The 25,333-nt window shown below is 72.5% G+C and carries 21 protein-coding genes and 1 pseudogene; 4 read left to right on the forward strand and 18 right to left on the reverse strand.

The window, feature by feature from the left end; translation table 11 throughout:
* The first annotated feature begins 32 nt into the window (after positions 1-32).
* Positions 33-1,412 carry a uracil-xanthine permease family protein gene (locus ACFV6X_RS21745; RefSeq protein ID WP_385385838.1) on the forward strand — a complete coding sequence of 460 codons (1,380 nt, stop codon included), beginning with the start codon at positions 33-35 and terminating at the stop codon, positions 1,410-1,412.
* A 12-nt stretch (positions 1,413-1,424) separates the two neighbouring features.
* On the opposite strand, the pseudogene ACFV6X_RS21750 reads toward ACFV6X_RS21745, so the two are convergent.
* Positions 1,425-2,587 (reverse strand): annotated as a pseudogene (locus ACFV6X_RS21750) (glycoside hydrolase family 6 protein).
* 197 nt (positions 2,588-2,784) lie between these two features.
* Here ACFV6X_RS21750 and ACFV6X_RS21755 point away from each other — a divergent pair.
* Positions 2,785-3,471 carry a DUF5995 family protein gene (locus ACFV6X_RS21755; RefSeq protein ID WP_385385840.1) on the forward strand — a complete coding sequence of 229 codons (687 nt, stop codon included), beginning with the start codon at positions 2,785-2,787 and terminating at the stop codon, positions 3,469-3,471.
* A gap of 103 nt (positions 3,472-3,574) precedes the next feature.
* Positions 3,575-4,504, forward strand: coding sequence for an LLM class F420-dependent oxidoreductase (locus ACFV6X_RS21760; protein WP_385385842.1), 930 nt, complete (start codon positions 3,575-3,577; stop codon positions 4,502-4,504).
* Between the two features lie 2 nt (positions 4,505-4,506).
* Here the strand turns inward: ACFV6X_RS21760 and ACFV6X_RS21765 are convergent, their stop codons facing one another.
* From ACFV6X_RS21765 to fmt, 11 genes are all read right to left on the reverse strand, one after another.
* Positions 4,507-6,219: a flavin monoamine oxidase family protein gene (locus ACFV6X_RS21765; RefSeq protein WP_385385844.1), complete on the reverse strand. Its 1,713-nt coding sequence runs from the start codon at positions 6,217-6,219 to the stop codon at positions 4,507-4,509.
* Positions 6,220-6,268: 49 nt separating this feature from the next.
* The gene (locus ACFV6X_RS21770; protein WP_385385846.1) at positions 6,269-7,057 is read right to left on the reverse strand and encodes a carbon-nitrogen hydrolase family protein; all 789 of its coding nucleotides are present in this window, start codon (positions 7,055-7,057) and stop codon (positions 6,269-6,271) included.
* A gap of 454 nt (positions 7,058-7,511) precedes the next feature.
* Positions 7,512-8,717, reverse strand: coding sequence for an MFS transporter (locus tag ACFV6X_RS21775; RefSeq protein WP_385385888.1), 1,206 nt, complete (start codon positions 8,715-8,717; stop codon positions 7,512-7,514).
* Positions 8,718-8,796: 79 nt separating this feature from the next.
* The gene (locus tag ACFV6X_RS21780) at positions 8,797-9,249 is read right to left on the reverse strand and encodes an Lrp/AsnC family transcriptional regulator (protein WP_385385848.1); all 453 of its coding nucleotides are present in this window, start codon (positions 9,247-9,249) and stop codon (positions 8,797-8,799) included.
* A gap of 10 nt (positions 9,250-9,259) precedes the next feature.
* Positions 9,260-10,729: an amino acid permease gene (locus ACFV6X_RS21785; protein ID WP_385385850.1), complete on the reverse strand. Its 1,470-nt coding sequence runs from the start codon at positions 10,727-10,729 to the stop codon at positions 9,260-9,262.
* A gap of 342 nt (positions 10,730-11,071) precedes the next feature.
* A complete protein-coding gene (locus ACFV6X_RS21790; RefSeq protein WP_385385852.1) occupies positions 11,072-12,517 on the reverse strand; it encodes a GuaB1 family IMP dehydrogenase-related protein in 1,446 nt (481 codons plus the stop codon).
* A gap of 131 nt (positions 12,518-12,648) precedes the next feature.
* Positions 12,649-12,963: a barstar family protein gene (locus tag ACFV6X_RS21795; protein ID WP_385385854.1), complete on the reverse strand. Its 315-nt coding sequence runs from the start codon at positions 12,961-12,963 to the stop codon at positions 12,649-12,651.
* A 76-nt stretch (positions 12,964-13,039) separates the two neighbouring features.
* Entirely contained in the window at positions 13,040-14,083 is a 1,044-nt protein-coding gene (locus ACFV6X_RS21800; protein ID WP_365449195.1) for a sugar-binding domain-containing protein, read from the reverse strand.
* 89 nt (positions 14,084-14,172) lie between these two features.
* Positions 14,173-14,859, reverse strand: coding sequence for a ribulose-phosphate 3-epimerase (gene rpe, locus ACFV6X_RS21805; protein WP_385385856.1), 687 nt, complete (start codon positions 14,857-14,859; stop codon positions 14,173-14,175).
* A 90-nt stretch (positions 14,860-14,949) separates the two neighbouring features.
* A complete protein-coding gene (locus ACFV6X_RS21810) occupies positions 14,950-16,368 on the reverse strand; it encodes an RsmB/NOP family class I SAM-dependent RNA methyltransferase (protein WP_385385858.1) in 1,419 nt (472 codons plus the stop codon).
* 68 nt (positions 16,369-16,436) lie between these two features.
* On the reverse strand, positions 16,437-17,369 hold the full coding sequence (fmt, locus tag ACFV6X_RS21815; protein ID WP_385385860.1) for a methionyl-tRNA formyltransferase: 933 nt from the start codon (positions 17,367-17,369) through the stop codon (positions 16,437-16,439).
* 286 nt (positions 17,370-17,655) lie between these two features.
* On the opposite strand from fmt, the gene ACFV6X_RS21820 reads away from it, so the two are divergent.
* Positions 17,656-18,198 carry a hypothetical protein gene (locus ACFV6X_RS21820; protein WP_385385862.1) on the forward strand — a complete coding sequence of 181 codons (543 nt, stop codon included), beginning with the start codon at positions 17,656-17,658 and terminating at the stop codon, positions 18,196-18,198.
* A 681-nt stretch (positions 18,199-18,879) separates the two neighbouring features.
* Here the strand turns inward: ACFV6X_RS21820 and ACFV6X_RS21825 are convergent.
* From ACFV6X_RS21825 to ACFV6X_RS21850, 6 genes are all read right to left on the reverse strand, one after another.
* Positions 18,880-21,033, reverse strand: a complete 2,154-nt coding sequence (locus ACFV6X_RS21825; RefSeq protein WP_385385864.1) for a primosomal protein N' — start codon at positions 21,031-21,033, stop codon at positions 18,880-18,882.
* Between the two features lie 128 nt (positions 21,034-21,161).
* Positions 21,162-22,370 (reverse strand): methionine adenosyltransferase, encoded by a 1,209-nt coding sequence (gene metK / locus ACFV6X_RS21830; RefSeq protein ID WP_385385866.1) that lies wholly within the window; start codon positions 22,368-22,370, stop codon positions 21,162-21,164.
* A gap of 237 nt (positions 22,371-22,607) precedes the next feature.
* A complete protein-coding gene (gene coaBC, locus ACFV6X_RS21835) occupies positions 22,608-23,813 on the reverse strand; it encodes a bifunctional phosphopantothenoylcysteine decarboxylase/phosphopantothenate--cysteine ligase CoaBC (RefSeq protein ID WP_385385868.1) in 1,206 nt (401 codons plus the stop codon).
* A gap of 126 nt (positions 23,814-23,939) precedes the next feature.
* Positions 23,940-24,212, reverse strand: a complete 273-nt coding sequence (gene rpoZ, locus ACFV6X_RS21840) for a DNA-directed RNA polymerase subunit omega (RefSeq protein WP_003988945.1) — start codon at positions 24,210-24,212, stop codon at positions 23,940-23,942.
* 51 nt (positions 24,213-24,263) lie between these two features.
* The gene (gene gmk, locus ACFV6X_RS21845) at positions 24,264-24,821 is read right to left on the reverse strand and encodes a guanylate kinase (RefSeq protein ID WP_385385869.1); all 558 of its coding nucleotides are present in this window, start codon (positions 24,819-24,821) and stop codon (positions 24,264-24,266) included.
* Between the two features lie 60 nt (positions 24,822-24,881).
* Positions 24,882-25,205, reverse strand: coding sequence for an integration host factor (locus ACFV6X_RS21850; protein WP_003977346.1), 324 nt, complete (start codon positions 25,203-25,205; stop codon positions 24,882-24,884).
* Positions 25,206-25,333: the final 128 nt, after the last annotated feature.

Genomic DNA, 25,333 nt, shown 5'->3' on the forward strand with positions numbered 1-25,333 from the left:
GCACTGCACGTACGACGAAAGCGACACCTCACATGGATCTCGGCGTCCGCTGGAAACTGCACGGCGACGGACGCACCCCGGCACCCGGAGCGGTGGTCCGGCCCGACGAGCGGCTGTCCTGGCCGCGCACCGTCGGGCTCGGCGCCCAGCACGTGGTGGCGATGTTCGGGGCATCCTTCGTGGCACCGGTCCTGATGGGCCTGGACCCCAACCTCGCGATCATGATGTCCGGCGTCGCGACCGTCATCTTCCTGCTCGCCACCCGTGGCCGGGTGCCCAGCTACCTCGGCTGCTCCCTGTCGTTCGTCGGCGTCGCGGCGGTGATCCGGGCCCAGGGCGGCACGAGCGCCACCGTGACCGGCGCGGTCCTGGTGGTCGGCGCCGCGCTCTTCCTCGTGGGACTGGCCGTGCAGCGCTTCGGCGCCCGGATCATCCACGCGACGATGCCGCCGATCGTGACCGGCGCGGTGGTGATGCTGATCGGCTTCAACCTCGCCCCCGTCACGGCGACCACGTACTGGCCGCAGGACCAGTGGACGGCACTGCTGGTGATGGCCTGCACCGGTCTGGCCGTCGTCTGTCTGCGGGGTTTCTGGTCCCGGATCGCGATCTTCCTCGGGCTGCTGTTCGGCTATGCCATCTCCTGGGCCTTCGACCGGATCTTCGGCCGCATCCACTCGGTCGACGCGAGCGGCAAGCTCACCGACCACTGGCGCCTGGACCTCTCGGGCGTCGCCGACGCCGACTGGATCGGCCTGCCCGCCTTCCACGGGCCGTCGTTCGAGTGGTCGGCGATCCTCGTCGCGCTGCCCGTCGTGATCGCGCTGGTCGCGGAGAACGCCGGGCACGTCAAGGCGGTCGGCGAGATGACCGGCGACCCGCTCGACGACAAGCTCGGCACGGCGATCGCCGCCGACGGCGTCGGCTCGATGCTGTCCACCGCGGTCGGCGGCCCGCCCAACACGACGTACTCCGAGAACATCGGCGTGATGGCCGCGACCCGCGTCTACTCGACGGCCGCCTACTGGGCGGCCGCCGGTTTCGCCCTGCTGTTCGGTCTCTGCCCGAAGTTCGGCGCGGTGGTGGCCGCGATCCCGGGCGGTGTCCTCGGCGGCATCACCGTCATCCTGTACGGCATGATCGGCCTGCTCGGCGCCCAGATCTGGCTCAGCGCCAAGGTGGACCTGCGCAACCCGCTCAACCTCGTACCGGCCGCGGCGGGCATCATCATCGGCGTCGGCAACGTCTCGATGGAGTTCACCGACACGTTCTCGCTGAGCGGCATCGCCCTCGGCACGCTCGTCGTCATCGTCGGCTACCACGCGCTGCGCGCGTTCGCCCCGGCCCACCTCAAGAAGCAGGGGCCGCTCCTGGACGAGGGCACGTCGAGCTACGACGACGCCACGTCATAGGCGCAGGCGTAGCTACGAGGACGCCAGATCGAAGGCGTACGACGGCGAGAAGGTGCCCGGCGTCCCCTTGCACCCGTCCGACTCCCCCGGCAGCTTGACCACAGGTAGGCGTCGATGCGCTCCTCGCCGGTGTGCAGGGTGGGCGCCCGGCCGATCCTCCGCCCCTCCGGGTCGCACCAGGCGCCGTCCGCCGGTGCCCCGTTGCCGTTGCGGCTGGTGTCGATGACGGCGCCGAGGCCCTCCGGTCCGCCGAGGGCGTCCAGCACCCGCCGGTCGTAGGCGATCTCGTCGGCGGTGCGGTGGAAGTTTGAGACGTTGCTGAAGATGCCGTCGGAGGAGCCGGGCGAGGCCGCGCCCGCCTGCTTCAGCAGCTCCGCCTGCCTGCCGGCGGGGTTCCAGCCGGAGTGGCCGGCGTCGTAGTACACGCGCGCCTCGGGGTCGGCGGCCTTGAGGACGCGGCCCGCGCGGGCCAGAGAGGCGAAGCGGGCGGCACGGTCGGCGGCGGAGAGGCAACCGGCCTGGGCCACGGAGTCGGGCTCCAGGATCACCACGACCTCGCCGGTGCCCAGCCCCGCCGCGAACCGGTCGATCCAGTCGTCGTAGGCGGCCAGGTCCGGCGCGCCGCCCTGGGAGTGGCCGCCGCAGTCCCGGTCGGGGACCGCGTACGGCACCACGACCGGCACCCGGCCCTCCTCGGCGGCCCCGGAGGTGACGGCCGCGACCCGGGAGGTGATGGTGCCGGGCGTGAAGTCGGCGAACCACACGGAGGCGGGCTGGTCGGCGATCAGGGCGATGACCGATCGCCGGGGATCGCCCGGGTTGGCGCGGACCCAGTCCAGGACCTGCGAGTCGGGGTGGCGGTAGAGACGGGGACGTGCGGCGCCGGTCCGCCGGTCCGGGGCGGTGGGGCCGGGCGAGGGCACGGCGGACTCCTTCGTCGGTGCGGCGGCACGGGGCGTCGAAGCGGCCGGCGAGGGCAAGGGCGAGAGCCTGTCCGCCGACGGGGCCGCCGAGACCGAAGGCGCCACGGGCAGCCTCTCCGGGCGGGGCGACGCGGACGGCCGCGCCGGTCCGGCCCGGTCGGAGCCCTCACCCCGGTCGCCCGCCGGGTCCCGTGCGGTCGGCACCCCGGTGAGGGCGCCGAGGGCGACCACGACGGAGGCCGCCGCCACCATGGCGTTGCGCCGCGCGGACTGCCTGCGCGCGGACCGCCGGGCGGCCAGACGCCGGACACGTGAGCCGGACACGGTGCCGCTTCCCCCCTCGTGCTCTCCCCCGCACTCCCCCGGGCGTGGCCGCCGCGTTCGCCCGTTCCGGGGAACCGCCGGGCTCGCCGCCACGCCGGCCAGCCTAGGGCTGGGACCCTGCCCCCATGACGCAGTTGGAAGAGTTCACCACTCCCGTGGACGCGGTCGTCTCCCGGATGCGCGCGCTGGCCGCGACCCTGCCCGCGCGGGATGGGGTCGCGGTCTTCAACCGTGTCTACCTCGCCGTAACCGAGTCCGTCGGCCACGGCATCGAGACCGGGGCCTTCACCGACGCCCGGGCCGCGACCACGCTGGACGTACGGTTCGCGGAGCGCTATCTCGCGGCCGTCGACGCGGCCACGGCGGACGGGCGCCCACCCGCCTGCTGGCGGCCCCTGTTCCAGTTCCGCCGCCATCCCGGCGTACGGCCGCTGCAGTTCGCGCTCGCGGGCATCAACGCGCACATCGGGCACGATCTGGCGCTCGCCGTCGTGGACGCCTGCCGTACGCTCGACTGCGACCCGGCCGAGCTGGAGGACGAGTTCGACCGCGTGGGCGACCTCCTCGTGACGCTGGAGGAGCGCATCCGCGAGGATCTGATGCCGGGTCCCGACCTGCTCCAGATCGCCGACCCGCTCACCCATCTGCTCGGCGCGTGGAGCCTGGAGCGCGCCCGGGACGCCACCTGGTCGGCCGCGCGGGCCCTGTGGGCGCTGCGCCGGCTTCCCGACCTCGCCACCGAGTTCACCGACCGCCTGGACGCGGCGGTGGGCTTCGCGGGCCGCATGCTGCTCACCCCGCTTCCCGACTGACGACCCGGCAGTCCTCGACGTCCCCGGCCCGCACACGTGGAACTCCCGTTCGCCCGCCGTACGTTGACTGTCGGGTACTTCCTACTGCGAAGGAGCACAAGGTATGGCGATCCGGCTCGGCCTCGGCCTCCCCCAGATGCGGCAGTACGACCTCGGCAAGGACGTGCCCGAAGTGGCACGCGAGGCCGAGCGCATCGGCTACGAGAGCCTGTGGGTCTTCGAGCGCGCTCTGTTCCCCGAGCCCGCCACCCAGGGTCTTTACGGCATCGAGGGCCTCCCCTGGCCCGACTTCTACCGGCACGTCGCCGACCCCCTCGTGACGCTCACGCTGGCCGCGGCGGCCACCGAGCGGGCCGAGGTGGGCACGAGCGTGCTGGTGGCGCCGCTGCATGTGCCGTTCCAGCTGGCCAAGGCCCTGGCGACCCTGGACGCGGCGACCGGCGGCCGGGTGGTCGCCGGGTTCGGCACCGGCTGGTCCCTCGACGAGTACGCGGCGGCGTCGGTCCGGCCGTTCGAGGAGCGCGGCAAGGTCCTGGACGAGCTGATCGCCGTGTGCCGGGCGGTCTGGGGCCCGGACCCGGTCGAGTACGACGGGCGGCTCACGAAGATCGCGCCGGCCCTCGTCGGCCCGAAGCCCGCCCGGCCGATCCCCGTCCTGCTGGCCGCGAGCAGCCCCAAGGCGCTGCGCCGGCTCGTCGACCACGCCGACGGCTGGGTGCCGGTGGGCATGTCGTCCGACGCCCTGGCCGCGCAGTGGGGCCGGCTGCGGGAGCTGGCGGAGGAGCGCGGCCGCACGGAGCCGATCCGGACGGTGGTGCGCGTGAACGCCATGTACTCGCCCAAGGCCTACGAGGGATCGGACCGGCAGCCCTTCCAGGGCAGCGTCGAGCAGATCGTCGAGGACCTGGTGCCGTACGCCGGGATCGGCGTGGAGGAGATCCTGGTGGACCTCCAGGGCACCCCGAGGGACGGCGAGGAGCTCAAGGACGTGGCCGCGCAGGTCTACGAGCAGGCCCGCGCGGCCGGGGTCTGACCTCAGTCGTCCGGGAGCTCCACCGGCGCGATCTCGTCGTAGACGTCGCCGGGGCCGGGGTTGGCCGCGTCGGTCTCCCCGCCGAAGTGGTGCATGACGCCCCAGACCGCGTTCAGCGCGGTCTGGACGGCGCCCTCGGCCCAGCCGGCCGTCCAGGAGATGTCGTCACCGGCGAGGAAGACGCCCCGCTTGTCCTCGGGCAGCCGGTCCTGCATGAAGTGCGTGAACAGACGCCGCTGGTAGCGGTAGTGGCCCGGCAGGTTGGCCTTGAACGCGCCCATGAAGTAGGGCTCGTTCTCCCAGGAGACGGTCACCGGGTTGCCGATGATGTGCTTGCGGATGTCGACCTTCGGGTAGATCTCGCCGAGCGACTTCAGCATCACCTCCATCCGCTCGTTCGCGGACAGCGGCAGCCACTTCAGGCTGTCGTCGCACCAGGTGTACGACAGGCAGATCACGGCCGGCTTGTCGGGGCCGTCGTCCAGCAGGTAGGTCCCCCGCGTCATGCGGTCGGTGAGCGTCATCGACATGACGTCGCGTCCGGTCGGATTGCCCTTGTCGTCGACGGCCTTGTCCAGCCAGAACGGCCGGTCCACGGGGACGAACAGCTTGGACGACTCCATGTAGTGGGTGCGCTCGATGGCGGTCCAGTGGTCGATCGGGAAGAGCGAGTCGTCGCACTGGATCTTGGAGAGCAGCATCCAGGACTGGGCGGTGAAGATCGCCGCCCGGAAGGTGCGGATGTCGCCGTTCGCGTCGGTCACCGTGATGTGGTTGCCGGCGGTGCGGTGCAGCCGGGTCACGGCCGGGCGAGGCTCGCCGCCCTCGTGCAGCGAGGCCAGCGACGTGCCGTACGGCCAGTGCACGATCTTCTCCGGCTCGCGCTCCCACAGCCGCAGCGGTAGCTGCTGCGAGCCGCCGACGATCCCGCGGTGGTGGTCGTCGGCCTCGGTGTAGACGACCCGCAGGATCTCCAGGATGGAGTTGGGGAAGTCGGTGTCCCAGCCGCCGGTGCCGAAGCCGACCTGGCCGAAGATCTCCCGGTGCCGGAAGGACTTGAAGGCGTCGGAGTCGCACAGGAAGCCGTAGAAGGTCTGGTTGTCGAGCTTCTCGACGAGCTGGGCCCAGATCTCGCGGATGCGCGGGACGTCGCGTTCACGCATCGCGCGGTTCATGTCGGAGAAGTCGGCGCCCTCTTCGAGGCACCGGTTCCACGCCTCGGCCACGTCGCGGTAGACCTGCGGCAGGTCGTCGACGGTCTCGGCGTAGTGCGACTCGCCCTTGAGGTCGACGACGGTCGACGGGGTTCCCTCGGCCAGGGGGTTGGGGAAGGGGCGTGTCCGAAGGCCGACGAGGTCGATGTAGTGCTGGAGGGCGGTGGAGGACGGCGGGAAGCGCATCGCGCCCATCTCGGCGGTCAGCGAGGGTTCGCAGCCGTCGAAGCCGACCGTGCGCAGCCGGCCGCCGATCTGGTCGGCTTCGTAGACGACGGGCTTGAGGCCCATCTTCATCAGCTCGTACGCGGCCACGATGCCGGACAGGCCACCGCCGATGACCGCGACCTCGACGCCGTGCTCGGTCGCCGGGACCTGGCCGAGGCCCGCCGGGTGCGCGAGGAAGTCGTCGTACGCGTAGGGGAAGTCCGGGCCGAACATGGTGATCGGCGGCTGCTGCTCGTCGGCGTGCTCGACGGCGTTGGGCACCGTGGACGTCATGGGGTACGGACTCCTTGCGCGAAACGGAAGATCAGGGGGGTGGGGGGCGTCAGACCAGGGACCCGTAGAGACCGGGGCGGCGGTCCTTCAGATACGGGTTGGCCTCACGGGAGGCGGCGAGGAAGGCGGGGTCCACCTCGGCGAGGACGAGTTCCTCACCGCGTCCGGCGCGGGTGCGGGCGAACCCGTCCGGCCCGGCGAGGGTGGACAGCCCCACGAACTCGAACTCACCCTCCTGGCCGACCCGGTTGACGTACGCCACGTACATCTGGTTCTCGAAGGCCCGCACCGGCACCAGCGACTCGGCGACGAACTGGAAGGGGTGCATCTGCGCGGTCGGGACCAGCAGCAGGTCGGTGCCGGCGAGGGCGTGGGCGCGGACGTTCTCCGGGAACTCCACGTCGTAGCAGATCATGAGCCCCACCCGCAGCCCGTCCAGCTCGGCCTGGACGACCGGCTGCTCGCCCGGCGTGAAGTGGTCCCGCTCGAAGCAGCCGAAGAGGTGGGTCTTGCGGTAGTTGGCGAGCCGTGTGCCGTCGGCGGAGATCAGCTGGGCCGAGTTGAAGACCGCGTCCCCGGCGCGCTCCGGGTAGCCGTACGCGATGGCCAGGCCGTGCCGCGAGGCGATCTCGGCGACGATGTCGGTGGCGTCGCCGTCGGCGGGCTCGGCGAGACGGGCGACGTCGTCACCGATCGCGTAGCCGGTCAGGAACATCTCCGGCGCGACCAGCAGACCCGCACCGGAGGCGGCGGCACGGCCCGCGGCCTCGTCGAGGACCTTCAGGTTCTCGACGGTGGAGCCGGGCCGACCGGAGCTCTGGAGCAGGGCGGTGCGCATGCGTGTTCCTCACCGGGACGAATGGGTGTGGGGGCCACGTAGACCGTACGGGCGGCGGGCGTCGCCGGACAAGGAGGAGCCGTTGCGCGCTGATGGCCGGATTGTTGCGTCGGTTCCGCGTCACCCGGCGATTCGTTGCGCGCCCGGTCGTACGTCCCTCCGCTTCCCCACCGCACGTCCGCGCCGCGCGGCGCGGACGCGGTGCCGACTCCGGGCGGATGTGGCTCGGGGGCACCGCCGCGAGAATGTCCGTCGTCCGGTTCACCTGCGGAAAGGACGACCATCACCGTGCTGGGTGCGGCGCTGCTGCCCGCGGCCGGAGCGCCGGGACCGCGGGACCGGCCGCCAGGTCGTTGGCCGCCGCCGGTGAGCAGCACAGCAGGGAGCCGCCGGCGGCGCGTGGCGGTCGTTCTCGTCGGCGCCGCCGGGCTCCACCGCTCGGCCGGGGACGACGTCACCTTCTCCAGAAGGTCGCACGAGGCGCCGGCGACTTCGCCGTGGTGCCCTGGCGGCCGCCGCTCCAGGACCGAGCGCGTCCGCGCCGGGCCGTCGCCACCAGCGCGGCGGTCACCAGGTAGGGCACAGCGAACACGGCGAAGGCCGTACTGTGCCCGGTCGCCGAGCCGATCGCCGCGTAGGCGCCGAACACCGCGACCGTGGCCAGTTCGGTGCCCAGCCCCGCGATCGAGGTGACCGTGGCCCGCGCGCCGTCCTCGATCCGGCGCTGGAGCCGGGCGTCGGCCAGCACGTTCGCCAGCTGGAAGCCGCCGAAGGCGACGGCCACCAGCACGAGACCGGCCGGCGACCGGGCCAGCGCGCCCACCGCGAGGGCCAGCGCGGAACCGGCCAGCAGGCCCGCGAACCCGGCCGTGCCGAGGCGCTCGGCGGGCCCGGCGAGCAGGCTGCCGGCGGTGGCCCCCGCCCAGATCAGCAGCAGCAGACAGGGGCCGGCCCAGTCCGGTACGCCCGTGTCGCGGACCAGAAGAGGCGTGTACTCGTCGAGCGCGCCCCACACCGAGCCGACGGCCGCGACGAGCAGCAGGGCGGCGGTGACCGGGCGCCCGGGGCGCCGGGCGGCGTGCAGGGTGGTCGACCAGCCGTCGCCCTCGGAGGTCTTCCGACGGTGCTCGGGGAACCGGGTCGCCACAGCCGCCGTCAGCAGACAGGTCAGCACGCTCGCCGCCCCGACCAGCGGATATCCACCCACCGCGAGCACCGGCCCGGCCAGCCCCATGGCCGCCATCACGGCCACCAGGCCCGCGGCACGCGCCCGGCCCGTCACCCGGGCGTAGCTGTCGGCCGCGCCGAGCCGGTCCAGCTCCTCGTACACCAGTGCCTCCAGCGCACCGGAGCCGAGCGCCCCACCGGCGCCCCAGAGGACGAACCCGAGCGCGAACGCCCAGTACGACGGGGTGAGCACCCACAGCGCGAAGCCGACGGCGGTCAGCAGGGGGCCGAGACCCAGCAACAGCCGGCGCGAGACGGCGTCGGCCCAGGCACCGGAGGGAACCTCCAGGAGCACACCGCTGACCGACCACAGGGCGAAGAGGGAGGAGATCTGCCCGAGGGACAGCCCGGTGTCGCCGAAGAGCAGGGCGTAGACCGGGTAGAGCAGGACGAAGTCGTCCAGGAAGGCGTAGCCGTACAGCGTCCGGGTCAGTCGCCGGACGCCCGGCTCAGGGGCGGGTGAAGGTCAATGTCGCCAGGTCATGCAAGCGATGGTAGACCGCGCGCCGGGATCAGGTGGGCGAACCCGAGGAGAAGCGCCGCAGCAGCGGCGACAGGACGAGCACGGACTTGGTCCGCTCGACGAACGGCTCGCCGGCGATCCGCTCCAGGACCCGCTCGAAGTGCCGCATGTCGGAGGCGAAGACCTGGGCGATCGCGTCCGCGTCCCCGGTGACGGTGGACGCGGCCACGACCTCCTGGTAACGCTCCAGGCCCCGCTGGATGATCTCCGGCGATGTGTTGCGGCGGCAGTAGATCTCGACGAACCCCTCGGTCTCCCAGCCGAGCGCCGAGGGGTCCACCCGGACGGTGAACCCGGTGATGGCGCCCGTGGCGCGCAGCCGGTCCACGCGCCGTTTCACGGCCGGCGCGGACAGGCCGACGAGCTGCCCGATGTCCGCGTAGGAGCGGCGGGCGTCCTCGGCGAGGGCGTGCACGATGCGTTCGTCGAGATCGTTCAGCACTGCGGGTGGTTCACTTCGCTTCGGGTACGGCGAGACGGGAACGGCGGTAGCCGTACAGGAAGTAGAACACGAGACCGGCGGCCATCCAGCACCCGAAGACCACCCAGGTCACGGTGTCGAGGCTGAACATGTTGTACGCGCAGAAGGCGAAGCCCAGGACCGGCAGCACCGGCCCGAACGGCACCTTGAAGGTGCGCTCCAGCTCCGGCCGCCGGCGACGCAGGACGATCACCGCGATGTTGACCAGCGCGAAGGCGAACAGCGTGCCGATGCTGGTGGCGTCGACGAGCTTGCCGAGCGGGATCATGGCGGCGAGCACACCGCAGAACAGGGAAACGATCACGGTGTTGAGACGGGGCGCGCCGGTCTTCTCGTGGACCTTGCCGAGCGCCTTGGGCACCAGGCCGTCGCGGGACATCGCGAAGAGGATGCGGGTCTGACCGTAGAGGACGGTGAGGACGACGCTCGCGATGGAGATGACCGCGCCGAGCGCGAGCAGGGTGCCCCAGAAGCTCTGGCCGCTGACGTCCTTCATGATCGCGGCGAGGGAGGCGTTGGAGCCCTCGAACTTGGTCCAGTTCCAGGCGCCGACGGCGACGGCCGCGACGAGCACGTACAGCGCGGTGACGATGATCAGCGAGAGCATGATCGCTCGGGGCAGGTCCTTCTTGGGGTTCTTGGCCTCCTCACCGGCGGTGGAGGCGGCGTCGAAGCCGATGTAGGAGAAGAACAGGGTGGCGCCCGCGGCGCTGACGCCCGCCATGCCGAGCGGCATGAAGTCGGCGTAGTTGCCGGACTTGAAGCCCATGAAACCGACGGCGCAGAACAGCACCAGCGCGGCGATCTTCACCGCGACCATGATCGTGTTGGCGCGGGCGGACTCACGGACGCCGCCGAGCAGGAAGACCATCGCCAGCAGCACGACGATCAGCGCGGGCAGGTTGATGACGCCGCCCTCGCCCGGCGCCGAGGACAGCGCGGACGGGATGGTGACGCCGATCGTCCCGTCGAGCAGTTCGTTGAGGTACTCGCCCCAGCCGACGGCCACGGCGGCGACCGACACGCCGTACTCCAGGACCAGGCACCAGCCACAGACCCAGGCGACGAGTTCGCCCATCGTTGCGTAAGCGTACGAGTAGGAGGAGCCGGCGACCGGGATGCTGCCCGCCAGTTCGGCGTACGACAGGGCCGAGAACAGGGCCGTCAGACCCGCGATGACGAACGCCAGGGTGACCGCCGGGCCGGCCTCGGGAACGGCGTCGCCGAGCACCACGAAGATGCCGGTGCCGAGGGTGGCACCGATGCTGATCATGGTGAGCTGCCACATTCCGAGGGAGCGCCGCAGCGAGCCTCCCTCACCCTGGCCGCCCTCCGCGACCAGGCGTTCCACGGGCTTACGGCGCAGCAGACGGGCGCCGACCCCGGGGGACGGGGGGTCGGTCTGGCTGCTGTGCTGCGGGGGTGCGCCTTGGTCGAGCACGCGCTGGCTCCTTTGTTGCTGCCGGTCAGGCCGACGGGGACGGGCGGCGCCCCTTGAAGTCAGGGGACCCACCGAGCGGGGTCCCCGCCACGCCACGTACGAGGCGACAGCCTATGAGCAGGGGCGTTGCCGGTGTAATGCAGCAACCTTGCGTATACCTGCAAGATCATTGCGTTCCTCCGGACTCGATGGGTGTTCGTTGCACGGCGGCTGTGAACCATTGCGCGCGGCCGGCCCACCGCCGCCCCGCCCCACCCGGCGCACCGACGGGTGCCCGGACACGCCGAACGGCCCCCGTGTTCCCGAGGCGGGACAACGGGGGCCGTGCGGAGGGAAGTTGACTCAGTTCCAGCTGGCGTGCAGCGGCTTGCCCTCGGCGTAGCCGGCGGCGCTCTGGATACCGACGACGGCCTTCTCGGCGAACTCCTCCAGGGAGGCCGCGCCGGCGTAGGTGCAGGAGGAGCGGACGCCCGCGATGATCGAGTCGATCAGGTCCTCCACGCCGGGGCGGGCCGGGTCGAGGAACATCCGGGAGGTGGAGATGCCCTCCTCGAACAGGCCCTTGCGGGCGCGGTCGTACGCCGACTCCTCGGACGTGCGGTTGGCCACCGCACGCGCGGACGCCATGCCGAACGACTCCTTGTAGAAACGCCCGTCGGCGTCCTGCTGGAGGTCGCCCGGCGACTCGTACGTCCCGGCGAACCACGAGCCGACCATCACGTTGGAGGCACCGGCCGCCAGCGCCATCGCCACGTCGCGCGGGTGCCGGACACCGCCGTCGGCCCACACGTGCTTGCCGTACTTCTTCGCCTCGGCGGCGCACTCCAGCACCGCCGAGAACTGCGGCCGGCCCACGCCGGTCATCATCCGGGTGGTGCACATGGCGCCGGGTCCCACACCGACCTTGACGATGTCGGCGCCCGCCTCGATCAGGTCGCGCACACCCTGCGCGGAGACGATGTTGCCGGCCACGATCGGCACCTGCGGGTCGAGGGCGCGCACCAGCTTGACTGCGCTGATCATCGACTCCTGGTGGCCGTGCGCGGTGTCGATGACGAGCGTGTCCACGCCCGCGTCGAGCAACTGCTTGGCCTTGCCCGCGACATCGCCGTTGATGCCGACGGCGGCGGCGATGCGCAGCTTGCCGTTCGCGTCGACGGCCGGCGTGTAGAGCGTGGCGCGCAGCGCGCCGTTGCGGGTGAGGATGCCGGCGAGCTTGCCGTCGGCGTCGACGGCGGGGGCGTAGCGCCGGTTGTGGTGGTCGAGGGTGTTGAACGCCTCGCGCGGGTCCATGTCGGCGTCGAGCAGCAGCAGCTCGTCCTTGGACATGACCACTTCGAGCTGGGTGAAGCGGTCGACACCGGTGAGGTCCCGGTCGGTGACGACACCGATCGGGCGGTTCTCCTCGTCGACGACCACGCCGGCGTTGTGGGCCCGCTTGGGCAGCAGGGAGAGCGCGTCGGCGACGGTCTGGTGCGGGGCGAGCACGATGGGGGTGTCGAGGACCAGGTGGCGGCTCTTCACCCAGGAGACCACCTCGGTGACGACGTCGATCGGGATGTCCTGCGGGATGACCACGAGGCCGCCGCGCCGGGCCAGGGTCTCGGCCATGCGGCGGCCGGCGATGGCGGTCATGTTGGCGACGACGAGCGGAATCGTGGTGCCCGTGCCGTCCGGGGAGCTGAGGTCCACGCCCTGACGGGAGCCGACCGCGCTGCGGCTCGGCACCATGAACACGTCGTCGTACGTCAGGTCGTACGAGGGCTGGATGTCATTGAGGAAACGCACGTGCTGCACATCCCAGTCGATCAGAGGTGGCCCCCGGACAGGTCAGCCAGGGGAGAAGAGCACGTACTTCATTGTCCCATGTCGGCCGGAACGTGATGCCCGGTGACTTCATCCAGGCAGGTCAGGGGGGCCTAGGAGGATCCTCCAAGGGCGAGCGCCACGGTCAGCCCCGCAGCCGCGTCCGCGGCCTGCGCGAACACCTCCTGGGCGGTCTCCCACTCCCCGGGCCGCGCCCGCGCGTACGCCCGCCAGTTCCGTACGACGACCAGCAGCCCCCGCTCGGCCGCGTCCCCGGGCCAGACACCCTGGTCGGAGAGGCTGTCGGCGAGCGCGTCCCAGTTGCGACCGAACCAGCCGGGCAACTCGAGCGCCGCGGCACAGCGGTCCATCAGGCCCGCCTTGTCCGTGACCCCGTCGAGGTCGAGGGTCACCACGCGATCCGTCATCCCCGCACCCATCGTCGTCGCGGACGGGACGAACCATGGCGGCGCGCCACCACGGCTCTCCCCGTCCGACCATCCGTCAGGGGCCGTCCGGATCGGCCCTGTTCAGCGCCGGCCGCGGCGTCGGCCCGGCCGCCATCAGGCAGTCGGCCGCGGACGTGTCCGTGACCAGGCTGGTGACGAGCCCCGACCGCAGCACCGCGTCGATGGCGGCCGCCTTGCGCTGCCCACCCGCTATCGCGACGACCTCGGGGATACGGCGCAGCTGGTCGGCCTTGACCGTGATGCACCGCTCCCCCAGGTCCCGTCCGACCCGGCGGCCGTCGGAGTCGAAGAGGTGCGCGGACATCTCGGCGGCGACACCGAGGGACGCGTAGTGGGAGCGCTCCTCGTCGCTGAGCATGTCGTGCACCGTGGAGATGCCGGGCTCCCAGGAGCCGATCGAGACGCAGGCGACCGTGACCTTGTCGAAGTACTCGAAGGCCCGGGCGATCCCGGTCTGGTGACGCAGCGCGGCCGCGGTGGCGGCGTCCGGCAGCAGCATCGGCGCGTAGATGGGATGGGCGTCGCCGCCGGAGACCTGCGCGGCCCGGCGGACCGCCTCGACCGAGCCGCGCTCGGCGGTCCCGGCGTCGTAGACACCCGTCAGCTGCACGACCGTGCAGGGCGGCAGCTTGTCGAGGGCGGCGGCCATGTGGATGGTGGACCGGCCCCAGGCCAGCCCGAGCACATCGCCCTCGTTGACCAGCTCGCCGAGCAGGTCGGCGGCCACCTCGCCCAGGTTCTCGGGGTCGGGGGTCTCCTCGGCCTCGGCCGGCGACTCGACCACGACGGCGTGTCTGAGGCCGTACCGGGCGCGCAGCGCGTCCGAGCGCTCGGCGTCCAGTTCGGCCGGGACACGGATCTCGATGCGTACGAGATCCCGTTCGAGGGCGGTCTCCAGGACCCGGGCCACCTTGAAGCGGCTGACGCCGAACTCCTCCGCGATCTGGATCTTGGACTTGCCCTCGAGGTAGAAGCGGCGGGCCATGGCCGCCGCCTGCACCAGCTCTGCGGGTCCCATCCGCATGGCTGACCGGCCCGCCGACATACCCGACACGGCGATCTCCTCACTGCTGTTCACACTCTGGATTCGCCGTTCATCCTTGCAGATCCGGCGCTCTTGATCAGCCCTGCTGGGCGCCCGACGGGCGCCGTTCACGTAACCGTGGCTCAGTGGTCGCACGCCCATGCCGCGTGCTTCGTCGCGGCCTCCGCCCTGGCGCGCAGAGCCTGCACCGCGGCGGCCGGGTCGTCGGCCCCGTACACGGCGGATCCGGCCACGAACACGTCGGCGCCCGCTTCCGCGCAGCGTTCGATGGTCGCGTCCGAGACTCCGCCGTCGACCTGCAGCCACAGCTCCAGACCGTGCTTCCCGATCAGTTCACGGGTGCGGCGGATCTTCGGCAGCATGATGTCGAGAAACGCCTGCCCGCCGAAGCCCGGCTCGACGGTCATGATCAGCAGCATGTCGAGCTCGGGCAGCAGATCCTCGTACGGCTCGATGGGCGTCGCCGGCTTCAGCGCCATGGACGCCCGGGCGCCCTTCGCCCGGATCTCCCTGGCCAGCCGGACCGGCGCGGCGGCCGCCTCGATGTGGAAGGTGACCGAGGAGGCGCCCGCCTCCACGTACTGCGGGGCCCACCGGTCGGGGGCCTCGATCATCAGATGGCAGTCCAGCGGGGTGTCCGTCGCACGGGCCAGCGACTCCACGACCGGCACGCCGAGCGTGAGGTTCGGGACGAAATGGTTGTCCATGACGTCGACGTGGAGCCAGTCGGCCCCTTCGACCGCCCGCGCCTCGTCGGCGAGACGAGCGAAGTCGGCGGACAGGATGCTGGGGTTGATCTGCGCGGCCATGACCTAAGCGTGCCATGTCCCTGCACGGATGTTCGCGTCGGTCGGGATATGGGGACGCTCTTCGGATGTTCCGCCCGGCCCCGGGGGCCGTCAGCCCGTGCGCCGGACGACCGCCAGATACATCGCGTCCGTCCCGTGCCGATGCGGCCACAGCTGTACGTCCGGCCCGTCCCCGAGGTCCGGCACGCCCGGCAGCAGCGGCCTGACGTCGACCAGCTCCGTCTGCGGGAACTGCTTGAGCACGTCCGCGACCACGGCCCGGGTCTCCGCCAGGTGCGGCGAGCAGGTGGCGTACCCGACGACACCGCCGACCCGCACGGACTCCAGAGCCGTCCGCAGCAGCCCGCGCTGCAGCGGGGCGAAGCCCTCGAGGTCCTCCGGGCGGCGCCGCCACCGGGCCTCGGGCCGCCGGCGCAGCGCGCCGAGACCGGTGCACGGCACGTCCATCAGCACCCGGTCGAACGAGCCGGGCCGCCACGGCGGCCGGGTCCCGTCGGCGGCGATGACCTGGTACGGGCCGGGGTTGCCGTGCAGCGCCTTGGCCACCAGCCCGGCCCGGTGCGGCTGCTTCTCCGAGGCGAGCAGCATGGCCCCGCGCTCGGCGGCGAGGGCGGCGAGCAACGCCGCCTTGCCGCCCGGTCCCGCACACCCGTCCAGCCACTTCTCGTCGGGCCCGTCGAGCGGGGCGTTCGCGAGCGCCAGCGCGACCAGCTGGCTCCCCTCGTCCTGCACACCGGCCCGGCCGTCCCGCACGGCCTCGATCGACCCGGGCTCACCGCCCTCGGTGAGCCGCACGGCGTACGGCGACCAGCGCCCCGGCACGGCGGCGTCCTCGCGCACCAACTCGTCGGCCGTGGCCCGCCCCGGCCGCGCGACCAGCGTCACCTCGGGCCGCTCGTTGTCGGCGGCCAGCAGTTCCTCGATGCCGGCCCGGCCACCGCCGAGCGAGTCCCACAGCGCGGAGACGACCCAGCGCGGGTGCGAGTGCACGACGGCGAGGTGGTCCTCGGGATCCTCGTCGTAGGGCGGCGCGACGCGCTCCAGCCATCCGTCGAGGTCGTGCTGCGCGACCTTGCGCAGCACGGCGTTCACGAACTTGGCCCGCCCGTCGCCGAGCACGACCCGGGCCAGCTCCACGGTGGCGGAGACGGCCGCGTGCGTGGGGATCCGCGTCCCGAGCAACTGGTGCGCGCCGAGGCTCAGCACGTCCAGGACCGGCGGATCGACCTCCCTGAGCGGCCGGTCGACGCACTCCGCGATCACGGCGTCGTACGTCCCCTGCCGGCGCAGCGTCCCGTACACCAGCTCGGTCGCCAGCGCCGCGTCCCGCCCGTCGAAGTCCGCGCCCTCCCGCGCCTTGCGCAGCAGCGGCGGCAGCACCAGGTTGGCGTACGCGTCCCTCTCGTCCACGGCCCGCAGCGCCTCGAAGGCGAGGATGCGGACGGGGTCCTTCTTGGGCCGGCGATAGGGCTTGCCGTGCGTGCGGGGCCGACGGGAGGTGTCGCTCACGTAAAGGTGCTCCGGATTTCTGTCTGCGGTGTGCACCCAGCGTACGTCGCACGGCCCTGGACGGCGGCTCAGCCCCCGAGCGTCTCCCCGTCCGCGATCCGCACCCCGCGCGCCCAGTCCGCGGCCCGCATCGGCTTCTTGCCCTGGGCCTGCACCCACAGCAGCTCGACGGCGTACGAGCCGGTGCCGGCGTACACGTTGTTCTTTCCGACGGACAGCTGCCCCGGGGCGAGGTCCGTCCGGTCGGGGACCGGGGCGACCTGCACGAGCTTGAGGCGCTCACCTCGGAAGCCGGTCCAGGCACCGGGCGCGGGGGTGCAGCCGCGCACGACCCGGTCGACGCGCAGGGCGGGGGTCGCCCAGTCGACCCGGGCGTCCTCGACGGTGATCTTCGGCGCGACGGTCACCCCGTCCGCGGGCTGCGGTACGGCCTTCAGGGTGCCGTCCGCGATGCCGTCCATGGTCGCGGCGAGCAGCCCGGCGCCGGCGAAGGCGAGCCGCGTCAGCAGGTCGCCGCTGGTGTCGGTGGGGCGGATCGTCTCGGTCAGGGTGCCGTAGACGGGCCCCGAGTCGAGGCCCTCCTCGATGAGGAAGGTGGAGGCGCCGGTGATCTCGTCGCCGGACATGATGGAGTGCTGCACGGGCGCGGCGCCGCGCCAGGCGGGCAGCAGCGAGAAGTGCAGATTGACCCAGCCGTGGGCGGGGATGTCGAGGGCGACCCGGGGCAGCAGCGCGCCGTACGCCACGACCGGACAGCAGTCCGGCCCGATCTCACGCAGCCGCTCCAGGAACTCCGGCTCCCGCGGCCTGGCCGGCTTCAGCACCTCGATGCCGGCCTCCTCGGCCCGCTCCGCCACGGGCGACGCGACCAGCCTGCGCCCGCGCCCGGCCGGCGCGTCCGGCCGCGTGACGACGGCGACCACCTCGTGCCGCCCGGAGTCGAGCAGGGCGTCCAGAGCGGGAACAGCGACCTCGGGGGTACCGGCGAAGACAAGCTTCATGTGCGGACACGGGCCTCTCGGCTGGGGTTGGTCAGGGCAACGCACAAGTCTATTGCGCGGCCCGCCGATTGCCCGCTCAGCCTCCTGCACCGCTGGAAACCGGTGGTGCCCGGGAGGGGGGACGGACCCCCAGCGCGCCACCTCATGGGACGGCGCGCGCATATGCCCCCGCGCCCCCATACCGTGACCACCGGCCCCCGAACGCGTTGGTCAAGAAAGAGTTGACCAACGGGCCGCACCAGCGGCCCGATCCTTTCTCCTCAACGCCGGTTCGAGAGGCTTGTTCATGGCCGACCACGCAACCCACGACGCCCAGGCTCGGGCCAGCCTGCACTTGCTGGTGCGGGACATCGAGCGGGTCCGCCGGCAGGTGGACGCACTGCGCACCCTCACCGCCCAGCTGGGCAACGTCTACCGCCCGCGCCGCTCCGGTCCCTCCACGGGCTTCGTCGTCTACGGACGCGCCCCAGCCCCGACGGTCCGTCTCGCCCAGGAACTGCGGGACAGTGTCGAGACCCTGGTCACGGCCGCGGTCGACTTCGACCGGTCGCTGGGCTTCTCGTGGGACGCGGTGGGCTCCGCCCTCGGAGTCACCAAGCAGGCGGTGCACCGCCGCTACGGCTCCCGCCGCGCCACCACGCAGGCCGCGGCCGAGGCCGAGCGGAGCACGGAACCGGCGGTGACCCGCGCGGTGAACGTAGGCGCCGTCCTCCCCACGGTGCCGACGGTTCCCGCGGCCCGCTCCATGCCGACCCAGCCGACGGCGGGCAGCCCGTCGCTCCGCGAAGAGGTCCGGCCGACCGCCTTCCCCGGCCCCCGCAACGGCTGACCCCACCCCCACCCCACGGCTGCCAGACCCGCCCTCCCGGCGACGCCCGGGAGGGCAGCCGTACGAAAGAGGCCAGGCCTTGTCCGCGTCCCGCGTCCCGCGCAGACAGCGATGTCGGCCACGAGCTTCACCCGAGACCGCGAGGCCGGCCGCGTCGACGGCCGGGAGAACATCCGCGTCGGCCCCAGCTCGGAAAAGGCGCCGACCTCAGGCCCCCACGGACAGTGGGCCAGGCCCCCGTGAGGACCTGCCGCACGGACAGTCATCCAGGGCCGCCGCAGTGAGCGCCCGCCGCACGGGGTGCCACCACCCAGTCCCCGTCCGCGAGGGGGCGCCGCACCGGCAGTCGTCCGAGGCCACCACAGTGAGCGCCCGCCGCACCTAGAGCCACCCAGCCCCCCTCGGCAAGGGGGCGCCGCACCAGCAGTCACGCCGTCCGCAACGACGAGGACCCGCCTCAGCGGCAGCAGCCCAGCCCCCCACCGCGAGCGCCCACCACACCAGCAGCCACGCGGACCCCCACCCCCCAGGCACCCGCCCGAGCACCCATACGAGCGCCCACCACACGGGCAGCCCCCGCACCCACACGGCAAGCCCCCCACCCCCGCCCCCGCCTGCCCCCCTACCGCCCGAGCCCACCGCTCACGTCCCGGTCGCCCGCCATCACCGGCGTCACAGCCCTCACCCGATGTCCGGTGGGTCGATCCGCACCCAGACCGCCACCCCGCTCCCCCGAGCCATCCGTGCCGCCTGCGCGGCCTTCAGCGCGGCGGCCAGCGCCGAACCCCGCCCCGGCGGGACCCGGACCAGCCCCCGCACCCACTGCTCCCCGGCCGGCGGCGCCCCGGCCCGCCGCGAGCGGCTCGCCGCGAGCGGTGTGACGGGCAGGGGCACGGGGCCCAACACCTCCGCCTCCGGCGGCAGTTCGACCATCTGCAGGAATTCCGTGACCACCTCCGGCGAACCCGACACGGCCGCCATCCGCGACACCGGCGGGAACCCCAGCTCCGCCCGCTCGGCCAGCTCCCGTACCGCATGGCCCACGGGATCCCACCGCACCAGCGCCTGCACGGGCCGCAACGTGGGCTCGGCGACGACGACCACGGTCCCCCCGTCACCCTGCGGCCGCACCAGCGCCGAGGCCGCGATCCAGCGCCGCAGCGCGTCCTCACCGGCCCGCAGATCCGGCCGCCCGAGCATGGCCCACCCGTCGAGCAGCAGCGCCGCCGCGTACCCGCCCTCGGCCACCGGCTCGGCCCCCGGCGTGCTCACCACCAGCGCCGGTGCCCCCGGCACCGTGTCCAGCACATGCTCGCGCCCCGACGTTCGCACCGGCACGGCGGGAAACGCCCGCCCCAGCTCCTCGGCGGTCCGCCGCGCACCCACGACCTGCGCCCGCAACCGGAACCCCCCGCACTCCGGGCAGTGCCACGAACCCTCCTCGCGCCCGCACCACCCGCAGCGCGGCGCCCCCGCGTCCCGCGCCTCCAGCGGCCCGGCACAGTGCCGGCACCGCGCGGGCGCCCGGCACTGCGCGCAGGCCATCCGCGGCACATAGCCCCGCCGCGGCACCTGCACCAGCACCGGCCCGAGCCGCAGCCCGTCCCTGACCACCTGCCAGGCCAGGCTCGGCAGCCGTGCGGCCCGTGCGGCCTCGTCGCGCGCGAGATCCTGGTCCCCCACCGTCCGCACCAACGGTGCGGCGGCCCGCACCTGCTCCCGCACGGCGACCAGCGGCCGCGCCCACCCGCTCTCCACGAGCTGCGCGGCCTCGACGGTGCAGCTCCAACCGCCCAGCAGGAACGCGCACTTGTCCTGGGCGGCACGCAGCAACAGCACGTCCCTCGTATGCGGCTGCGGAGCGTGCTGCTCGCTGTGGCTGTCGTCCCCGTCGTCCCAGACGGCGACCAGCCCGAGATCCTGGACGGGCGCGAACATCGCGGCGCGCGTCCCCACCACGGCCCGTACCGACCCGCGCCGCACGGCGAGCCACTGCCGGTACCGCTTCTCGGGACCCGCGTCGGCGGTCAACAACGCGTGCCGCCCCTCACCCAGCAGAGCCGTCAACTCCGCGTCGACCCGAGAGGCGGTCCGTCCATCCGGTACGACAACCAGCGCACCGCGTCCCGAGGCCAGTGTGGCGGCGACGGCCCGGGCCAGTTCGGCACTCCACGCGGGGCCGGGCAGGGCGTTCCACACGGCCCGTGGAGCGCCCCCGGAGGCCAGCGCGGCCAGGAACGCCGCCCCGTTCTCGTAGCGCGCCCAGGACCCCGCCTCGGGCGCCGGGGGCGGCGGCAGCGGCGCGGGCGACGGTCGCTGCTCGGCCCGGGCGCTGCGCGGTGGCACGGCGAGCTGCAGTACGTCGGCGAGGCTTCCGGCGTACCGGTCGGCGACGGCCCGGGCCAGTCCCAGCAGCTCCTCGCTCAGCACCGGCTCCGGGGAGACCACCTGCGCCAGCGCCGCCAGCGGCCCCGCGTAGTCCGACTCGGCCAGCCGCTCGACGAGGAACCCGTCGATCAGGCCCCCACCCTCACGGCGCCCTTCCCGCACCCGGTGCCGCCCGGCCCCGAACCGCACCCGCACCCGCACACCGGGCTGTGCGTCGGCGTCAAGCTCCTCGGGCACGGCGTAGTCGAAGTAGCGGTCGAGGTGCAGCACGCCCTTGTCCACGAGCACCCGCGCGACGGGCAACTCCTTGGCCAGCGCGGCCCCTCGCCAGGTACGGGGCTTGGCCCGGGGCGTGCCGGCCCTGCGGACGCTCTCCCGGATGAACGCGAGCTGCTCCGGCGGCGCGCCCTCCGCGCCGCCGTTCCCCTGGCTGTTCTCGCTGCTCACGCTTGCATTCTTACCAAACGCCACTGACAACCGACGGGCGAGTGTCCCGGGCGGCCCCGGAACCGGCGAGGCCCGGCCCCCCGAAGGGAACCGGGCCTCGCGTGAAGCGGAGTGGCCCTGCCGGGGACCTACAGCCCCGCGGCCGCGCGCAGCGCGTCCACGCGGTCCGTGCGCTCCCAGGTGAACTCGGGAAGCTCACGGCCGAAGTGGCCGTACGCCGCGGTCTGGGCGTAGATCGGGCGGAGCAGGTCGAGGTCGCGGATGATGGCGGCCGGACGGAGGTCGAAGACCTCCTCGATCGCCTTCTCGATCTTCTCGGTCTCGACCTTGTGGGTGCCGAAGGTCTCGACGAACAGACCGACCGGCTCGGCCTTGCCGATGGCGTACGCCACCTGGACCTCGCAGCGGGACGCCAGACCCGCGGCGACGACGTTCTTGGCGACCCAGCGCATCGCGTACGCGGCCGAGCGGTCCACCTTGGACGGGTCCTTGCCGGAGAAGGCGCCGCCGCCGTGGCGGGCCATGCCGCCGTAGGTGTCGATGATGATCTTGCGGCCGGTGAGGCCGGCGTCACCCATCGGGCCACCGATCTCGAAGCGGCCGGTGGGGTTGACCAGCAGGCGGTAGCCCTCGGTGTCGAGCTTGATGCCGTCGTCCAGGAGCGCCTTCAGCTCCGGCTCCACGACGAACTCGCGGATGTCGGGCGCGAGCAGCGACTCGAGGTCGATGTCGCTGGCGTGCTGCGAGGAGACGACGACCGTGTCGAGGCGGACGGCCTTGTCGCCGTCGTACTCGATGGTGACCTGGGTCTTCCCGTCCGGCCGCAGGTAGGGGATCGTGCCGTTCTTGCGCACGTCGGAGAGGCGCTTCGACAGGCGGTGCGCCAGGAAGATCGGCAGCGGCATCAGGGTCGGCGTCTCGTCCGAGGCGTAGCCGAACATCAGGCCCTGGTCACCGGCGCCCTGCCGGTCCAGCTCGTCGTCGTCGCCCTCGACCCGGCTCTCGTACGCCGTGTCCACACCCTGCGCGATGTCCGGGGACTGCGCGCCGATCGACACCGAGACACCGCAGGAGGCGCCGTCGAACCCCTTCTTCGAGGAGTCGTAGCCGATGTCCAGGATCTTCTCCCGGACCAGCTGCGGAATCGGCGCGTAGGCCTTGGTCGTGACCTCTCCGGCCACGTGCACCAGACCGGTGGTGATCAGTGTCTCGACGGCGACCCGGGACGACGGGTCCTCGCGCAGGAGCGCGTCGAGAATGGTGTCGCTGATCTGGTCAGCGATCTTGTCGGGGTGACCCTCGGTCACAGACTCCGAGGTGAACAGGCGACGGGACACAACGCTCCCTGGGGTTGCAGCGGCTGCTGGCTGATCATTGGTGGACGGGACGGGAGCTGCGCCCGCCGACGTCCGAGAACAGTTTATCGGTCGCTCTCCGCCACGGGGCCACCGTCTCGCCTCTCGGGAGCGCTGGGACCTGCGGCACGGGCATTCTGCCCAATGTGCGGCGAGGTTGGCCAGGGCCGCCACGCCCGAATGGACGCAACCAGGGGCGCGGAACCGGCCTTGCGCGAGTCACCCCAGACGTTCGGCGACGAGATCCCAGACCGTGTCGGCCAGCGCTTCCTTGGGGCCGTACGGCACGGGCGTCTCGCTGCCGTCGGCGCCCAGCACCACCGCCTCGTTCTGCTCCGAGCCGAAGGTCTTGCGCTCGCCCACCTCGTTGACCACGAGCAGGTCGCAGCCCTTGCGCTCCAGCTTCCTGCGCCCGTTGGCGAGGACGTCGTCGGTCTCGGCGGCGAAGCCGACGACCACCTGTCCCGGGCGGGCGCGGTCGGCTGAGATCTCCGCGAGGATGTCCGGATTCCGCACGAGCACCACGGGCTCCGGGTCCTGGCCGTCCTGCTTCTTGATCTTCCCGGACGCGTACGTCGCGGGACGGAAGTCGGCGACGGCGGCGGCCATGACGACGGCGTCGGCGTCCGCCGCCGCCTTCAGCACCGCCTCGCGCAGTTGCACGGCCGTGCCGACCTGCACGACGTCGACGCCCGCCGGGTCGGGCAGCCCGGTCGTGTTCGCGGCGACCAGCGTGACGCGGGCGCCCCGGGCGGCGGCCGTGCGGGCCAGGGCGTAGCCCTGCTTGCCGGAGGAGCGGTTGCCGAGGAAGCGGACCGGGTCGAGCGGCTCGCGGGTGCCTCCGGCGCTGACGACGACATGGCGGCCCTTGAGGTCCGGCTCGGCGGCACCGCGGGCCAGCACCCGGCGGCAGACCTCGAAGATCTCGCCCGGGTCGGGCAGTCGGCCCTTGCCGGTGTCGACGCCGGTGAGGCGGCCGACGGCGGGCTCGATGACGACCGCGCCCCGGCGGCGCAGGGTCGCCACGTTCTCCTGGGTGGCCGGGTGCTCCCACATCTCCGTGTGCATCGCGGGGGCGAACACGACCGGGCAGCGCGCGGTGAGCAAGGTGTTCGTCAGCAGGTCGTCGGCGAGGCCGTGGGCGGCCTTGGCGAGCATGTCGGCGGTGGCCGGGGCGACGACCACCAGGTCGGCTTGCTGGCCGATGCGGACGTGCGGCACCTCGTGGACGTCGTTCCAGACCTCGGTGGAGACCGGGTGGCCGGAGAGCGCGGACCAGGTCGCGGCGCCCACGAAGTGCAGCGCGGAGGCGGTGGGCACGACTCGTACGTCGTGGCCCGACTCCGTCAGCCGCCGCAGCAGCTCACAGGCCTTGTACGCGGCGATGCCGCCGCTCACCCCCAGCACGACCTTGGGCTTGTCCACCGTGTCTCCCCGGACTCGACGTGTACCGCGTGCGCCGGTATGCGCCGCGTACGCGTCTATGACACACCACAGGCCCGGCGGACGCGCCGCCGGGCCTGTGGATGAGTCTGCCGCAAGCAGGAAGTACTACTGCGCCGGGCCTTCGACGGCCTCGGACGTCAGCAGCCCCGCGTTGATCTCGCGCAGCGCGATCGAGAGGGGCTTCTCGTGGACGTGGGTGTCGACGAGCGGACCGACGTACTCGAGGAGGCCCTCGCCGAGCTGCGAGTAGTACGCGTTGATCTGGCGGGCCCGCTTGGCCGCGTAGATCACGAGGCTGTACTTCGAGTCGGTGGCCTCGAGGAGCTCGTCGATCGGCGGGTTGATGATGCCCTCGGGCGCGGAGATGGAAGAGGACACGCTCTACCTTCCGATGGATGGGAAAGAATCAGGATGCATGATCAATCACGATCACACAACGTCCATCAAGGCTAGCAGCTCACGCGCCACGTCCTCGACGGAGGTGTTGACCAGGGTCTCGTCGAACTCCGACTCGGCCGCCAGCTCGACCTTCGCGGCCGCCAGGCGGCGCTCGATCACCTCGGGCGGCTCGGTGCCCCGGCCGGTGAGCCTGCGCACCAGCTCCTCCCAGGAGGGCGGAGCGAGGAACACCAGCTGGGCCTCGGGCATGGAGTCCCGCACCTGCCGGGCACCCTGGAGGTCGATCTCCAGCAGGACGGGCTCACCCTTCTCCAGCCGTTCCAGCACGGCCGCGCGCGGCGTGCCGTAGCGGTTGCCGGCGAACTCGGCCCACTCGAGCAGCTCGCCGTTGGCGATCAGCTTGTCCATCTCCTCGTCCGTGACGAAGAAGTAGTGGACACCGGGCTGCTCGCCGGGGCGTGGCCTGCGGGTCGTCGCCGACACCGAGAGCCAGACCTCGGGGTGTTCCTTGCGCATATGAGCGACGACCGTGCTCTTGCCGACCCCGGAGGGTCCGGAGAGCACGGTCAGCCGCGGACGTTCAGTCATGCAGCGATTATTCCAGCTGTCCCGGAGTGCCCGGGACCATGCCCGGAGTCCTCCGATGGGTCAGGAACCGGTGCTGCCGAACTCGCGCTCGAGTGAGGCGATCTGGTTGGAACCGAGACCACGCACGCGGCGGCTCTCGGAGATACCGAGTCGCTCCATGATCTGCTTGGCGCGGACCTTGCCCACGCCCGGCAGGGACTCGAGGAGAGCGGAGACCTTCATCTTGCCGATGACGTCGTTCTCCTGGCCCTGCTTGATGACCTCGTGAAGGGAGGCGCCGGAGTGCTTGAGTCGATTCTTGACCTCGGCCCGCTCCCGGCGAGCCGCGGCGGCCTTTTCGAGCGCGGCTGCGCGCTGTTCGGGGGTAAGGGGCGGAAGAGCCACGCCTACGTCACCTCGGATGTCGAACTGTCGGATACGGACCGGTGAGGAACCTAGTCGCCCCACACCTGGGGAGCTACGAGCAACACGCTGCCCGTTCTCCCCCACTGACTTGCGGGGCGCGGGAGGTG

Origin of the sequence: Streptomyces sp. NPDC059861 (genome assembly GCF_042731435.1) — a bacterium.
Taxonomy (GTDB): domain Bacteria; phylum Actinomycetota; class Actinomycetes; order Streptomycetales; family Streptomycetaceae; genus Streptomyces.

Bases quoted from the DNA above. Each gene is read 5' to 3' on its own strand.
- ACFV6X_RS21745 (WP_385385838.1), top strand. From the start codon at position 33: ATGGATCTCGGCGTCCGCTGGAAACTGCACGGCGACGGACGCACCCCG.
- ACFV6X_RS21755 (WP_385385840.1), top strand. From the start codon at position 2,785: ATGACGCAGTTGGAAGAGTTCACCACTCCCGTGGACGCGGTCGTCTCC.
- ACFV6X_RS21760 (WP_385385842.1), top strand. From the start codon at position 3,575: ATGGCGATCCGGCTCGGCCTCGGCCTCCCCCAGATGCGGCAGTACGAC.
- ACFV6X_RS21765 (WP_385385844.1), bottom strand. From the start codon at position 6,219: ATGACGTCCACGGTGCCCAACGCCGTCGAGCACGCCGACGAGCAGCAG.
- ACFV6X_RS21770 (WP_385385846.1), bottom strand. From the start codon at position 7,057: ATGCGCACCGCCCTGCTCCAGAGCTCCGGTCGGCCCGGCTCCACCGTC.
- ACFV6X_RS21795 (WP_385385854.1), bottom strand. From the start codon at position 12,963: ATGACGGATCGCGTGGTGACCCTCGACCTCGACGGGGTCACGGACAAG.
- rpe (WP_385385856.1), bottom strand. From the start codon at position 14,859: ATGGCCGCGCAGATCAACCCCAGCATCCTGTCCGCCGACTTCGCTCGT.
- fmt (WP_385385860.1), bottom strand. From the start codon at position 17,369: ATGAAGCTTGTCTTCGCCGGTACCCCCGAGGTCGCTGTTCCCGCTCTG.
- ACFV6X_RS21820 (WP_385385862.1), top strand. From the start codon at position 17,656: ATGGCCGACCACGCAACCCACGACGCCCAGGCTCGGGCCAGCCTGCAC.
- gmk (WP_385385869.1), bottom strand. From the start codon at position 24,821: ATGACTGAACGTCCGCGGCTGACCGTGCTCTCCGGACCCTCCGGGGTC.